Origin of the sequence: Microbacterium sp. 2216-1, from assembly GCF_046507855.1 — a bacterium.
In the GTDB taxonomy this organism is placed as follows: Bacteria; Actinomycetota; Actinomycetes; order Actinomycetales; family Microbacteriaceae; genus Microbacterium; species Microbacterium esteraromaticum_C.
In genome coordinates, this window is record NZ_JBKFTM010000007.1 from 25,037 (window position 1) to 39,068 (window position 14,032).

General features: G+C 63.6%; 11 protein-coding genes and 1 tRNA gene. 7 read left to right on the forward strand and 5 right to left on the reverse strand.

The features are described from left to right. Positions 1–63: 63 nt before the first annotated feature. The 4 genes from ACLD0U_RS14305 to ACLD0U_RS14320 are packed head-to-tail and all read right to left on the reverse strand — an operon-like array spanning position 64 to position 2,264. Positions 64–459 (reverse strand): RNA-binding S4 domain-containing protein, encoded by a 396-nt coding sequence (locus ACLD0U_RS14305; protein WP_179410487.1) that lies wholly within the window; start codon positions 457–459, stop codon positions 64–66. Further along, on the reverse strand, positions 456–1,175 hold the full coding sequence (locus ACLD0U_RS14310) for a lysoplasmalogenase family protein (protein ID WP_410341015.1): 720 nt from the start codon (positions 1,173–1,175) through the stop codon (positions 456–458). The genes ACLD0U_RS14305 and ACLD0U_RS14310 overlap by 4 nt, the downstream gene beginning before the upstream one ends. A 21-nt stretch (positions 1,176–1,196) precedes the next feature. Continuing rightward, entirely contained in the window at positions 1,197–1,649 is a 453-nt protein-coding gene (locus ACLD0U_RS14315; protein ID WP_410341016.1) for a hypothetical protein, read from the reverse strand. Between the two features lie 30 nt (positions 1,650–1,679). After that, complete coding sequence (locus ACLD0U_RS14320; protein WP_410341017.1) at positions 1,680–2,264, reverse strand: N-acetyltransferase family protein; 585 nt, start codon at positions 2,262–2,264, stop codon at positions 1,680–1,682. A 236-nt stretch (positions 2,265–2,500) separates the two neighbouring features. Here ACLD0U_RS14320 and ACLD0U_RS14325 point away from each other — a divergent pair. The 3 genes from ACLD0U_RS14325 (at position 2,501) to ACLD0U_RS14335 (ending at position 4,334) form a co-directional block, all read left to right on the forward strand. Next, positions 2,501–2,574: transfer RNA gene (locus ACLD0U_RS14325), tRNA-Pro, on the forward strand. Between the two features lie 158 nt (positions 2,575–2,732). Continuing rightward, the gene (locus ACLD0U_RS14330) at positions 2,733–2,984 is read left to right on the forward strand and encodes a hypothetical protein (RefSeq protein ID WP_410341018.1); all 252 of its coding nucleotides are present in this window, start codon (positions 2,733–2,735) and stop codon (positions 2,982–2,984) included. Between the two features lie 198 nt (positions 2,985–3,182). Continuing rightward, positions 3,183–4,334, forward strand: coding sequence for a hypothetical protein (locus ACLD0U_RS14335; RefSeq protein ID WP_410341019.1), 1,152 nt, complete (start codon positions 3,183–3,185; stop codon positions 4,332–4,334). A 75-nt stretch (positions 4,335–4,409) separates the two neighbouring features. Here the strand turns inward: ACLD0U_RS14335 and ACLD0U_RS14340 are convergent, their stop codons facing one another. Further along, entirely contained in the window at positions 4,410–5,627 is a 1,218-nt protein-coding gene (locus tag ACLD0U_RS14340) for a helix-turn-helix domain-containing protein (protein WP_410341020.1), read from the reverse strand. Positions 5,628–5,863: 236 nt separating this feature from the next. Here ACLD0U_RS14340 and ACLD0U_RS14345 point away from each other — a divergent pair, with 236 nt between their 5' ends. The 4 genes from ACLD0U_RS14345 to ACLD0U_RS14360 all read left to right on the forward strand — a co-directional run bounded on the left by ACLD0U_RS14345 (position 5,864) and on the right by ACLD0U_RS14360 (position 13,884). After that, positions 5,864–6,223, forward strand: coding sequence for a sulfate permease (locus tag ACLD0U_RS14345; protein WP_410341021.1), 360 nt, complete (start codon positions 5,864–5,866; stop codon positions 6,221–6,223). Between the two features lie 127 nt (positions 6,224–6,350). Then, the gene (locus tag ACLD0U_RS14350; protein WP_410341022.1) at positions 6,351–7,508 is read left to right on the forward strand and encodes an AAA family ATPase; all 1,158 of its coding nucleotides are present in this window, start codon (positions 6,351–6,353) and stop codon (positions 7,506–7,508) included. Next, positions 7,486–9,873, forward strand: coding sequence for a S8 family peptidase (locus ACLD0U_RS14355; RefSeq protein WP_410341023.1), 2,388 nt, complete (start codon positions 7,486–7,488; stop codon positions 9,871–9,873). Before ACLD0U_RS14350 ends, ACLD0U_RS14355 begins: the two co-directional genes overlap by 23 nt. A gap of 246 nt (positions 9,874–10,119) precedes the next feature. After that, positions 10,120–13,884, forward strand: a complete 3,765-nt coding sequence (locus ACLD0U_RS14360) for a hypothetical protein (RefSeq protein WP_410341024.1) — start codon at positions 10,120–10,122, stop codon at positions 13,882–13,884. The last annotated feature ends 148 nt before the right edge of the window (positions 13,885–14,032 follow it).

Sequence of the window (14,032 nt, forward strand, 5' to 3'; positions counted from 1 at the left end):
TGTACGACCGAATCGCGCGCGCATGAGGGAGAATCCGCGCGGCGCCAGGGGACAGTCGGCGCGTCAGTCGCGTCCGCGCAGCCGATCGATCTCGCGACGCTCTCGCTTGGTCGGGCGTCCCGCTCCGCGGTCGCGCACCGCGAGCAGGGCGACGGGGTCGCGCGGTGGGGTGCGATCGTCGTACGCGGTCGCGGCAATGGGTGCCCCGACCCGCTTCGACAGGGTCTTGCGCACGACGAGGATGCGATCGAAACCCGACATGCGAACGCGCACCTCATCGCCGGGTTTGACCGTCTGCGCGGCCTTCGTGCGCTCGCCGTTGATGCGAATATGCCCCGCGCGGCATGCGGTCGTCGCCGCCGAGCGGGTCTTGTAGACCCTGATCGACCAGAGCCAGCTGTCGACGCGCACGGGTTTGACAGCATCCGATGCGGCGGGGGACGACGTCTGGTTCGTCATCGCGATGTCTCCTCTCGCAGGGGCGCCGTCGTGCGCCCGGTGGGGATACTGCGCGGGGCGGGGGCGTTGCGCAGTCGGTGCAGCGCCCCCGCGATGATCAGACCCTGACCGAGTGTGTAGGTGAGCATGACGGCGGGGCTGGTCCAGTCAGGCATCCCGTCGAGGAAGAGGCGGAACGCGAGGATCGAATCGCTGAGCAGAAAGAACGCGCCGCCCACTGCGAGAGGGTGGTTGCCGCGCGCGGCGGTCGCCGCGGTGCCGGCCAGCACGAGTCCGTAGGCGGCGATGCCGAGCAGGAGGCCGTCTGATTGCGGGCCGACGACGACCAGCATGCCGACCCACCAGGCGGCGTAGACCAGCGTCCACCAGGGCAATCGACGCACAGCGGTGTATCGCAGAAACAACACGATGTAGGCGATGTGCGCGAGACCGAAGAAGAGGAGCATCAGCGGTAGTTCGGGCCCGCTGGGGAAGAACGTGCCGGCGCCGTCGCCGAGCCACGAGAACAGCAGGGCGGCGCCGAGTAGTGCGATGGTTCCGCGTGGTCGCAGGCGTGGCGCGGCGGCGAGCACTGGCAGAGCCAGCAGGGGCATCAGCGTCAGTTTCGTGGGCGCCGCGAGGGGACTCTGCAGGGTGAGCGCGGTGACGTGGATGATCGCGAGGACGATGTACGGGGCCCAGACGGCGATGTCGAGGGGGCGGATGCTACGCAGCATCCCTCCATCGTATTCAGGCGTTCATGACTCGACGGTGACGTCTTGCACCTCGCCGTCGGGGCTGAGGTGCGCGGCGGGCCAGTATCCGGTGGGGAAGTGCTCACCGCACGCGTCGGTGAAGTGCAGCACGGTCTCGTCGGTTGTGACCTCGATCGCGTCGAGTTGCAGGTCGGTGGCGCCGGCGTCGAGCTCGGCGGGTGTGGGGTCTGCGTCGCTGAAGCGCGTGAAGACAGCATCCGCGGCTCGGCGGCGGATGCCGTCGATATCGGTGACCAGTGCACGGGCGCGGGGGAGGAGGGCGCGGACGGCATCGATGTCGGCGCCGTCGACGATGAGGTCGAGTTCGCGATCGTCGTGCGGGATGCTGGCGGCGTACCAGTCGTGGATGACGGTGTCGCCGTCGTCGAGCGTCGTCTCGGCTCGGGTGAGCCGGCCGAGGGCCGGGTCGTCGATGATCGGGTGTGCGGAGGTCATAGCGCCACCGTAGCGGTCTGCGGTGACGTATCAGTCGTGCAGCGGGCGCGTCACGAGGACTCGGCCGCCCGTGAGGGTGGCGTCGTGGGTGAACCCGGCGGCCAGGAACGTGGTGAGCGCGCCGTGGAACATGTCGTTCGCGCGGTGGGTGCCGTGGGTGTTGTCGACCGGATACGCCTCGATGAGTCGGGCGCCACCCTGGCGGGCGTGGTCGATCGCGGCTTCGAGGAGGATGGCGTTGAGACCGGTGCCGCGGTGTTCGCGACGCACGACGAAGCACGTGACCGCCCATACGGAGTCGTCGTCGAGGGGCTCGGTCGTGGCGCCGACGATGGAACGCGTGTTGAGGATGCGCAGCTGGGTGGTGCGTGGCCCGACGCGGATCCACCCGGCGGCTTCGCCGTCGACGTATGCCACGAGCCCGGGCGTCTGACGTGTGGCGATCTCGTCGTGCAGCAGGTCGCGTCGCTCGTCGACCGACGTGGACTGCCAATCTTTGTTGCGCACGACGGGCCAGATGCACTGGCAGCTGCGCCCGTCACCGCCGCCGGACAGGGCGTGCTGCACGTCGCCCCATCGTTCGATCGTCGCCCGCTCTGTGGTGATCGTCGCCATGTTCGCACGCTACGCCGGGCGTCGGACATCGGCAATGATCCCGTGCCTCTGGTGCGCGCCACGCCCGGAAAACGCCAAGGTGTGCGCCTGGTTCGCGAGGCCCGTTCGCGTCGGCTAGGATAGGGGAGTTGCCTGCGCGAAAGCGCGGTCGTCCACGGGCTGTGGCGCAGCTTGGTAGCGCGCTTGACTGGGGGTCAGGTGAGTTAGAGCGGCGGAGCAGCACGAAAACTAAACAACGGGATGTGGCGCAGCTTGGTAGCGCACTTGACTGGGGGTCAAGGGGTCGCAGGTTCAAATCCTGTCATCCCGACAAAAAGCCCTGGTGAGAGGCAACTTTCACCAGGGCTTCGTCGTTTCTCGGGCTGGTCACTGGCTGGTCCACTCGCTTGATCCGCTCGAACAGGTCGCCGTCGAAGTGGACCGATCTAGTGCGGCGTCGTCGCCCGCGAAGTGCACCAGAAGGTGCCCGTGGAGTGGACCAGAGTCCGCGCAGGACGGTGCTCCGGCCCCCGGGCCCGCACCGTCGCCGCCTACCGCGACCGCTACGCCATCACCGACCCCACCCCGCTCGGAACCCAGGCCCAGGACGACGCGCAGAAGATCGACGCTGCACGCGCCGGCGCAGCGATTGACCGAGTTCGGAGAATCCTCGATGCCGGAGGGCAGTCACAGGAGCCGGCCATCCGCACGGGGTCAACACGGGTCGGCCCGATGCTGTAGCCCTGACGACCAGCCGGGTCTACTATTGAGACAGGCAGTCTGGACTGCCTGTCTCCGAGTCTGAGTCCCCACGCGACGAAGACGCCGAGGACAACCGCCGACGCGGAATCCAGAGAAGCAGTACCTGTTGGTTCGAGATCTCTCTCATGTCACAGGGCTGGTAGGCGTGGGGTGCACAGCCCGGAACAAGAGATTGAGATGACCCCCAGCAACAACACTCCGAGTCGTGCGCTCCAGCAGGACGCGCGTGCCTGGTCGAGATTCACCGGCACGAACTACACCTCCGCGTTGCGACAGATGAGTTCACCGCTGGCCCAGGGCTTCCTCGGTCCGCGGGTCAGCGCGCGACGGCTGATCGTCACCCTCAACGATCACGAGCTGGTCGGCGCACAAGGCGGCGACCCCTTCCTCGGCGAGAACGGTGTCCGCTCAGACTCGCCATGGCGCTTCGACGGCAAGACCGACTACATCCAGCTTGCCCTCATCACTGACATGCTCCGGATGTTCAGACCGACCGCGGGTTCCGAGGCTCCGGAGGTCGGCAGCTACTCTCTGAAGCACACTGCGGAGTGGTTCCTCAGCCCGCACTGCTCATATGTCTCCAATGGGCGACTGATCTGGGCAGCAGCGGCGTTGGGGTTCCCGATCGCTGACCCGGATGGGGACGGCCCGAACGTTCTGATCGGCGTGTCCGAGCGCGAGCATGATTACGTGCGCCGGATGGTCGGCTCCGGGTACGCCCAGCCACAAGCCGATCACTACCGTCCCGCCGCGTACGATCACCTGCGCGCTGCGCTTGCTCGGGCGGGCGCTGGCGAGCTCATCACGGAGGACTGGATTCGGCCGGAGCCGGTGAACGATCCTGCTCCCTTCCACGACTGGCTCGTTCAGCAGGTCGGGCGTAACGACGTCGTCGGTGACCTCACGGGCGACTACTCGGCCGGAGTCCGAGACAGCGACCACCGCATCGCTCGTAGTGCCGCCGAGCTTCTAGCGATCTTCCATGAGGTCTCGCACTCGCCCGAGGCCTACGACGCTGTGGTGATCTCGATCGCCGAGTGGATGCGGACAAACCCCTCGTCGGCGGCGCCTATTCGCACCGAGCCGATCGGCGGAGACACGCACGATCACGGAGGCTGGGGCGCCGGTTCTGGAACGACGGAGCGCTACGAGTATCTGTGCCCGTGCGGCAGCGGGGCAATCGTCGAGGAGCACGACAACATCCCCGGCTTCCGCGAACATGACGTGTGGATCGCTTGCGAGAAGTGTCGCGCAGAGTGGCGCTTCGCCGAAGGCAAGGGCGTGCGGGACTGGGCGTTGGAACCCGAAGCCCTGCACGCCACTGTCTGACATACGAGGCACGAAACCCCACGCCTCACCGAGTCGGGGCGAGTTCGACTCGGTGAGGCGTCCGCGGGAACCCGACTACGCCAACGAATCGCGAGCAGGCGGCTGAATCATCAGCACATTCGAGACGCCGCCCTGATTAACGCAGTCCTGTGCGAAGTCATGAACGTGCCAGAAGAAGTCGAGCGCTGGCTCGGCTGCGTTCACTGTGGTCTCGACCGGCGTGTAGTGGTGCAGCGGGACTGAAACGCCGTCGTAGGTGAAGCCCATGTTGTCCTTCGTCAGGATCATCAGCGGCTCCTCGCCGACCCACTCGATCCCAAGGCGCACGTCATACTCATCGTTACCCGTCGTCTCTGCTGCCGTCCTCGCAAGCGCCAGCAGATCGGCGATCGCGCACTCGATGGCAACAGACTCCACCTGCCATCCCTCAAAGTACGCATCGCTGCTCATGCGATGCCCGCCCACGGCCGCGGCCACCGTCACCGAGCCGTCATGGTGGATGCTCATCCACGACTCCCGCCACATCGAGCGTTCGCCGGTCGCATTGTTCACGGCCACCCAACGGCGCAATCCCGGACGCGGGTTGTCACGATCCACGTTCTCCAACGGGTGGATGCCACCACGCCCGGCGTAGGTGAGGGCCAGCCCGACGGTCTTCGTCAGCACAGCTCGCGCTTCCTCCCGAGTCAGCCGCCCACGGAACCGAGGAATGCGAGGGTGGGCAACCGCGATCAGCCAGGCACGCTTGTCGGAGTCCCTACCGGCGGCAGCCTCCTGGAACAATGCATCCAGAGCCTCGGTCGCATGCCGACGCTCCTCGAACCGAGCACGGTACATAGCCTCGATCTGCCGTTCCTTCATCCACACCGTGTCCGAGTCGTTACGCATCGGTGCCGCGAAGTAGTCGTTCTTGTAGATCAGGTGTGGCCCGTCAACGCTCGCGAACACCTCCACCACCACAGCCCGATTCTCCTCGTCCCCGAGACGATGCACGTTGAGCCCAAAGACCGGCGGCGAGATCGCAGTGAACGCAGCGCTCCTCATCGAGCGCTCATACGCTTCATCGAACTCACCCACATCAACTCGTGCGGTCGCCGCCTTTTGGGACTCGCGCACACCGAACACGATCACACCTCCGCCGCTGTTCGCCATCGCAGCAACGTCCTTCGGGAAGTCCGTCTGCGGCAACCCCTTCGCTGGAGGCAGCTCCGACTTCCAGTCCAGATCATTCGCCTCCGCGACCCCCGCGGCGACCGCCGCGTCGAGCAGGTCATCGGTCAGCGGCGACGGCACACGACCGAGAGCGCGGTGCAGAGCAGTGAACGTCATGATTCCAGCCTAGGGACGAGCGCCGACATAACCCGGGGGACTCCGGTTTCCTCTTCCCGATGTCAGGGCGTCGTCTTACAGTGGATGACGAGGCGGCCTCTATATTGGTGCTGTCGCTCCCCGCGACGGTATGACCACCCCACACGTTACGGGCGGTCCTTTCAGGTTCTTGTCGCCGAACCCCTGGAAGGACTGTGCCCATGTTCCGGCTCATCTGGGCGGCCAGCGTCCGCACCCGCGACATCCTCAGCTACGCGCCCACCAACCTCCTCATCGCCGCCACCCGCACCCGCAGAGGCCTGCGCTGGGGCATCCCCGCGATGCTCTTCGCGATCCCGTACTTTCTCGCCGCCCACTGGTGCGTGACCACTATCGAGGCCGGCGGCGGCGGCTGGCTCAACCTCGTAGTGCTGCTGTGCGGGTGGAACTCGATCAAGCTGACCCTCAACGGGTCGATCGCCGTGATCCTGCTGGTCCGTGCCCGTATTCAGGGAGCCGTCGCGCGTCGAGACGCCATTCGGGCAGATCGAGTATCGGTCTCTTCCAGAGCTTTCGACTGATGTCCGCGAGCTCCGTGCCCTGCGGCGGGTGCAAGGCTGCGGCCGGTAAGTGTCGGTGCCTCATGGCATGGTCTTACCGGGTGCACCTGACGCTCAGGGGGCGAGGTGCTTCGTTAGGATGGTAAGCATGGCGACAGCAGGGAATAAGAATTACCACGCTCTCGATGGGCTCGAGCGTGCCGTGGTCGACCTCGTTCGCGTTGGCACGCGTGGCCATGGTGCGGGCGTGCGGCAGCTCGCGTCACGACTGATGCGGTCGGTCCCGACCGGCGTCCAGGATACCGAGTCATTTCGTGACGCCGTGCATCAGGCAATCGCAGCGGGTTCAGACGCGACCGAATTACGTTACGTCTCGGGCGCCGTCCCGACCGAGGGTGACAGCGCGCAACCGCTGGTGGACATCGACCTCTTGCCAGATGGTGGGGGACTCGTCCTCGGCGATGACGTGATGGTCGAACTCCGTGAGGTGCTGCTGGAGCGTAGTCGTGCGGACGAGTTGCGACGAGCGGGCGCAGGCCTCACTCGTACGCTCCTCCTGAGCGGACCCCCCGGTGTCGGCAAGACCATGACGGCCCGCTGGCTCGCTCAGTCGCTTCAACTGCCACTGCTGTCCCTTGATCTGTCGTCCGTTGTCTCCAGCTACCTCGGGAGCTCCGGACGGAATATCAAGTCCGTTCTCGATTACGCGAAGAGCGGTCCCTGCGTGCTGCTCCTGGACGAGTTCGACGCCATCGCTAAGCGCCGGGACGACGATTCTGACATCGGTGAGCTCAAGCGCATTGTCAATGTGATCTTGGTCGAACTCGACCGGTGGCACGACAGCAGTCTGCTGATCGCAGCGACCAATCACCCGCAACTCCTCGACACGGCAGTTGAGCGGCGCTTCGACCGCTCTCTCGTTCTGTCTCTTCCAGGGGACGAAGAACGACGCGCCATTCTGGACAACCTCGCCACGGGCTTCGAGGGCGTCGACGCGGACGCTCTCGTTCTCGCAACCGAGCTCACTTCTGGGACGACGAGCTCCGACCTCACGCGGCTTTGGTCGCTTGCGCACAGACGATCGATCCTCAACGGCTCTGCGGTCACAGATGAGCTTCTTAGCCAGTTGGCGCGTCACATCGGGGACGCTGGACCTCACCGTGACAGGCTCTTCTTGACCATGCGGGACAAGTTGGGGATGTCGAACAGACAAATCGCCTCTCTCGTGGGTGTGAGCCATCCGACCGTCGCCGTCGGTATCAAACGAGCAGAAGGAGTCCAGCGTGGCGGACGTGCGAAGCAATGAAGCTGTATCGCGACCGCTTCTCGTAAATGGAGAAGCACTGAAACTTGATGTTCAAGCGCCTCGCTCCGGTGGTGGTGAGAAGCACGAACCGCAGACCATCGAGCAGGCGCAGAGCATTCTCGCTCCCCAGATAGTCGCTGCGACCGAAGCGGTTGCGACGTTGTCCCAGACACTTCGGGCAAGTGACCGTGTCTACGTCGAGGCCAAGCTGCTCCCGAACTATCTAGCGGCATCGTATTTTCCGACCGAGCTCCTGGCTCAGGTAGGCGCATCTCCGGTCGGTTCGCGGGCAGATGTCGGCTTGTACGTGACGAAAGCGAAGAGCGTCGAAGCTCAGACGCGACGGCTCATCTTCACGGTCTCGGACAGCGGCCTGGGTGAACTCCGGCGGCTCATCACGGAAGGTGGACGGAACCGGACCGAACAGCAAGCCTTCGCACAGATACGCGAGCTCAGCGAGATTTCACTGCCGCGTCAATCCGATGTCTTACGGGCGCCGGAAGCCGCCGATACGCAGGTCGACTCCACCCCGCGGCGAGTCTGGGAAGCGGTCCTGCACCCGCGCACTTCGAGACTTGGTGAATCGATACCGCTCGATGAGGAAACACTCGAACGCTGGTTCGCGCTCATCTTGGACGAAGGCGGCGAGGTTCACCGTGACTACGTTCGACGTGTCGGCGGGTTGACCTTCACCCCGGTGAGCCTTGACGTCGAGCGGGCGTCCTCTCTTGCGCGATTCAATCCGTTGCGCGTCCTACGTCCGATGCCAGCGATCCGACCCCGACCGCGTTTCGGCACTCGCAGTGTGCAGCGACTGACCTCGCCGCCGACGAATCAACCGGTCCTCTCAAGCGTTTCGGTCGCGGTATTCGACGGGGGCGTGGACACGACCCGCAGAAACGGCTCACTGTTCGCTATCCCGACGCACGACCTCACACCAGAAGCGCCGGATCAAGACGAACTCGATCACGGCACAGGCGTCACCGGAGCCGTTCTTTACGGTCTCGTCGCACCCGGACAGCAAGCTCCAACGCCGCCACTTCCCGTTGAGAGCTACCGAGTGCTCCCGGCCCCGAACATTCCCGGAGACCTTGAAGGTTATTGGGTTCTCGACCGGATCAAGGAGCAAGTCGAGGCCAAGGGACATCGCCTCGTCAACCTCAGCCTCGGGCCGACCCTCGCTGTCGAGGACGACATGGAGCCGAACCGATGGACGAGCGAACTCGATCAGCTGGCTTGGGAGAAGGACGTACTGTTCGTCGTCGCCGCCGGCAATGACGGCGATCAGGACCAGATAACCGGCCTCCATCGCGTCCAGGTACCGGCCGACATGGCCAACGGGGTGGCTGTCGGCGCATGCGATGCCCCAGCTCCGGAGAAGCCGTGGACGCGCGCACCATACTCGTCGATGGGGCCTGGCCGTCACGGAGCACGCGTCCAGCCCCTCGGTGTCCAGTTCGGCGGCAGCGACAGTCGGATGTTTAACGTTGTTCGAGCAGATGGCAGCTTCCTTGAAGCAGCCGGAACAAGTTTCGCTGCACCGGTCACAACGCACGCCCTCGCCGACCTCGTCACCAGGCTTCCTCGCGTCAATAGCAGCGTCCTCCGAGCCTTCACCACCCACTTCGCCGAACGCCCGAGAAACCATGCGAAGCTCCGCGATGAGGTGGGCTACGGGCGTCAGCTGCTCAGCTTCGATGAGGTACTGGACTGCGCACCCAACGAGGCACATATCCTGTTCATCGATGAAATCGAGCGCGGTGACCTCCTCGGATATCAAGTCCCTGTCGCCGATCCGGCCACCACCGACGTGCAACTCCAAATCACGCTCGCCTACGCATCACCAGTCGATCCGACGCAGCCGACCGAGTACACCAGTGCTTCTCTCGAACTCGTTCTACGACCGCATCATCGAATCCACACATTCACGCCGCCGAAAGGGCTACCTGACAAGAAGCAGACTCTGGACATCGGTGGCGACAGGGCACGTGCGCTCCTCGCCCAAGGATGGACGCCTAGCCAGGAACCCGTCACCAAGACGCTCGGCGCCGCAAAGACGGGAGCCTCGGAAGCGCAACTGCGAGACAGTGGGAAGTGGGAGACCGTCCGCCACTACCGAGTGACCTTGAAGCCCAGCGAGACCGAGTTTCCAAGACTTGAGCTGTCCTACGTCGCGCGCCGAAGCGGAGCTCTCGACAACTCACCGACCAAGATTCCCTTCGCGCTCCTCGTCTCGGTCGTTGACGAATCGGGAACAACCGACGTGTACGACTCCATCCGTACGCGATTTGGAGCGCTCCGGCCAGTGCAGCGTGCGAGGACAAGGCTGCGAGCACGTGGCGTCTCGGCGCCTCACTGGTATTGAGGCCGAGACGCATGCGGACGCCACTCACTGCGGGGACAGCACCCGACGGCGCGGCCGTCAATAACTACGCCGGACATTCCGAGGCATCAAATCTGGTGAAACACGGCGCTATAACTCCGCGTGCGGGCGCATTGTCCGGCTGCGGCAGAGTCGAACGGCAAGTGATGTCGTATCTTCCACATCGACTTGGAGGCTGGCATGGGGCGAAGTAAAGCGAGAAAGCCGAAGCGCGCTCAAGCCAAGCCCGTGGCGCCCGAACTCGATGAACTTGCGCAAACCTATTGTCGGTTCGGCCCTGACCAGCTGTGGGCCACGTTATTTGCGGCAGCCTCTTCACCGTCCGCTCGTCACCGGGCCACATCAATCGGCGTGGCGCTCGCCGCGGGCCTCCGCGCGAGTTCCGCTTCCAACGCGCATTCAAGCGAGCCTCTGCCTGACGCACAGGAGCTGGTTGATATAGCGGCTGAGTCCAAGGGCATCGGTGTCATGCACGAGGACTACATCTCGACCGACCCCACCAATGTCGCGACCGTCCGAGTCGATGACGAACTGCTGCGCTATGTGCCAGGTTTGATCGAGAGGCCGATAGCCGACCTCTCCCGGGCTCTGCGACTTGCCGACGCGGTAGACGATCGACTTGTGCGGCGGCACAAGTTTGGCATCGCCAATGTGGTCCGAGTAGCGCTCAGGTACGTGGACTACTGCCTGAACGCTCTGCTGCCGGAGTGGCAACCGGCTCCGGACATCGAACTCGGCGACGAAATCGAGATTCCAGTCAACGAGCTGGACGCCGCCGGCAAGCTCGTTTCCGCTGACCCGCTCGAGTCGCTCCAACTAGACCAAGCGGATCTGCTTGCGCTTGAATGGATGACCTCGCCGGCGGTCTCGGCAAAGTACAACCACGAAAGTCCGACGAGTCCCTTCGGGCGGACTCTGCGTTATCGTCTCTCAACAGCTGGCCCGCATTATCGATGGCTGCCACCGACCTATGTCCCCGAAGTGCTTGCTCACGCGGTCACGGAACTTGTCGATGGCCTTGAACGTGATAACCACGCTAGGCGAGCGCTCCGGGCTTCCTGCATCGATGCGATCCGCGGTGCACTCTGGCGGTTCTCGAATACCTTGGTCGAGGCGCCGCCCAAACCACCCGATGAGACGCCTCCACTGACAGGGAACGAAATCCAGTGGCTCGTTCCGGTCGACGGGCCAAACTTCATCGCGGTATCGATCCTCTTCACAGAAGACCTTCCTAGAACAGGGTCGTCGTCGCCGGCGTGCGTAACGCTGGCAGACCGCGTCCGGGACCATGACCCGTCCGACGGCCCGATCTCGGCACAGATCGCTGGTGGTGGCACCATCAAGTTGCTCCCCGGCGCAAGCGTTGTTCCGCTTGTCATCGTCGCAGGCACATCCCATCTGATGGCACCTCAGGCTCCTGGCCAAGCAACCCTCGCACTGGAAGACCTCACCTGGATTGCGGAGACAGCAACAGCTGACGACGACCTGTATCGATTCGTCCGTGACTTGAGCTCACCAGAGTTCCCATCCAGCTTCGGCTGGGAAGCAATCAACTACTGGGAACCATGGAGGACAAACGACAAGACCTTCTTCAAAGGCGGGATCAGCCCAACCCACATGTACTTCGAGGCGCACGCAGGAGAAGCCGAGTGGGAGCGCGCGGTCGCTCTCTCGCGCTTAGAAGTCGCGCTTCATGGAACAGGGCTACCGCCGCTGCGGCACGCGGAGATGGCCGAAATCTCATCCGGCAACGTCGCGTCCGTATCGTTCCTTGGCCCCGAGAGCGAATACGACTATCGACGGGGAACCCACCATGCACCTAATCGCATCGGCTGGTCCCTGCCTCTCATCACGCCTCCGATCGCAATCGTCAGGTCCGACCCGGACTGGACGGATGGCCAGGAGTATCGGTTCCTGTTCGACGTCTGTGGGGGCCTCATCTTCGCTTTCGACGCAATCGGTGAGTCGTGGCGACGTGCGCACGAAGACCTCGGAACCGGCGGATATCGGCTCTGGCTTCGGGCGGTTGAACGAGGCGATGAAGTGGTTGAGTTCTCATCTTCGTGGACTAGAACGGAGGGTGCTCCGCACGTGGCGCTCTGGAGTTTCGACCTGGAGGAGTTCGTGCAGGAGGCGGACGGCAAACCCTTCGCAGCCAATGCGCTCACAGCCAACGCCCTCGAACAGCTTCTTGCGTACGGCGGCGTCGGTGACAGTGTTGCGCAAGAGATCGGACGCGAATGGCTCACCTGCCGACCATTCCTGATACTCGAGACGAAGACCGCGCGAACCAAACTCAACCATCTGCCGAGGCCCTGGCAGCTGAGCCCGTCTGACGGATCAGCAGCAACTGCTTCTTTCGCCCGTCGCTTGCATGCGACGGGCATACAACCAGGCGAGTACCGCGGGATCGAAGCCAATGCGCTAGTCAGGACACATCTCGCGCCCGCAGCTCTGGAACAGCTCAACGATCGAATCACATTGCACAACACCGATGTGATCGTCGCCACGGGAATGGAGCAGCTCAATCGTGTCTATGACCACCTCCAGGAAGAACAAGGAAACCTGACCCGCGTCGCCCAGAATCTGAGCACGGAGTGGGATCCAGTGGCGCGCATGGCCGAGCTCGCCAGCGAAACGCTCGAACTACGGCAGTGCAACGAGGTCATCGTCGAAGCCGCATTGAGATTGGACTTGGATGTCGGTGGGCAGCAGCCTGTTACGCCTCAAAGCTGGAGTGCGCTTCTAGCGGCAGCAGATGCATATCGCACTATGACGACGTTGAGCGAGCGGCTGCATCATCGGGTCGCTCCCGCGATCATCGAGATCAGTTCTGCATACGAGCTCACATTCAAAGACGACGAGCACGCGACTGAAGATTCATGGGTGTTGGAAGGGGGATCTCTTAACACGGCGGCGGCCACTATCCGCCTCGGCCCCGTGCCCGATGACGACGAGGCAGGCGCAGGAGGACTTGAGGACGCCGTTGACTCAGCGATGCTGGAATCCTTCGGCGCGTCCACTTCCGATCTCTTCATAGTCTTGATGGCGCTCGCTCAGTGGGATTCATTCAACGACGGCAGAAGCATCACATTCGCCTCAGAGGACGAGGCTCTTAGCTGGGTCTTTGAAGCAGCCGGTGATCCCGACGAAGAACAGCGGTTGCGTCTTCGGCACGCATTTCAAATGCTTACAGTGTCCTCGGACATCCTGCGATCCAGCAGTTGGGAGCCGTGGCAAACACGTACCCGCAGGCATCGTCTACTTGTTCAACCGCTTGTAAGGCGTCTGGATGGCACCATCCTGATCGCTCCGCAGTATCTCCTGACAACCTTGAGCGTCTACAACAATCACCTGACGCAGGGCGTTCTTCCCTGGACGGGCGAGGTGCCTGACAAGGTGTCCAAGGCTCTTGCTGAGAGACGATCGGGGAGGAACAAGGCGTTCGAGCGGACACTTGAGCGGCAGCTTCAAGAAGTCGGGTTCAAGACCATCGCGCGCGTGAAGCCTGGCGACCACGCTCGTCTGGGCGTCCCGGAGCTGACGACAGAAGTAGACCTTGTTTGTGGGCGTAGCGGCGATCCGAACATCTGGCTGATCGAGGCGAAAGACCCCGCATCCGTTTACGCCTTTGCGGAGACAGCGCGCCAGCTGCGGGCCTTCTACAGTGACTCGGAGAGCAAGGGCCGAATCAAGCCATGCTATGCGACTCAGCTCGCACGCAAGGAAGCAGAATTGAAGCCCCACGTCGAAGAAATAGCGAAGAAGCTCGGAATCGCCGCACCTCCAGGTGCGAGAGGGCACATCCTCCAGACTCGGTTCGTAACCCGCCACCTAACGCCGGCCGGATATGTGACCTCGCGTCCATACGAAGTATTGACCGCGACGCAGCTTCTAACCACGCTTGGCGAAACTGGAGACGTGACTGCGAGAACCTCGAAAGGTCCAGACGATGGGTCGAACGGGCGTGAGGAAGGAATCGGTGACAACTGATCGTTGGTGCCGGGAGGCGCTGGCGGGAAGGATGTCATCATGCCCGGTCCCTATCCCAGAGAGTTCCGCGAGGACGTCGTCGCTGTCGCTCGTAGCCGTGAGAGCGGCGTCACCATCAAGCAGATTGCGACCGACTTCGGTATCAGCG

Bases quoted from the DNA above. Each gene is read 5' to 3' on its own strand.
- ACLD0U_RS14335 (WP_410341019.1), top strand. From the start codon at position 3,183: ATGACCCCCAGCAACAACACTCCGAGTCGTGCGCTCCAGCAGGACGCG.
- ACLD0U_RS14310 (WP_410341015.1), bottom strand. From the start codon at position 1,175: ATGCTGCGTAGCATCCGCCCCCTCGACATCGCCGTCTGGGCCCCGTAC.
- ACLD0U_RS14345 (WP_410341021.1), top strand. From the start codon at position 5,864: ATGTTCCGGCTCATCTGGGCGGCCAGCGTCCGCACCCGCGACATCCTC.
- ACLD0U_RS14320 (WP_410341017.1), bottom strand. From the start codon at position 2,264: ATGGCGACGATCACCACAGAGCGGGCGACGATCGAACGATGGGGCGAC.
- ACLD0U_RS14305 (WP_179410487.1), bottom strand. From the start codon at position 459: ATGACGAACCAGACGTCGTCCCCCGCCGCATCGGATGCTGTCAAACCC.
- ACLD0U_RS14315 (WP_410341016.1), bottom strand. From the start codon at position 1,649: ATGACCTCCGCACACCCGATCATCGACGACCCGGCCCTCGGCCGGCTC.
- ACLD0U_RS14350 (WP_410341022.1), top strand. From the start codon at position 6,351: ATGGCGACAGCAGGGAATAAGAATTACCACGCTCTCGATGGGCTCGAG.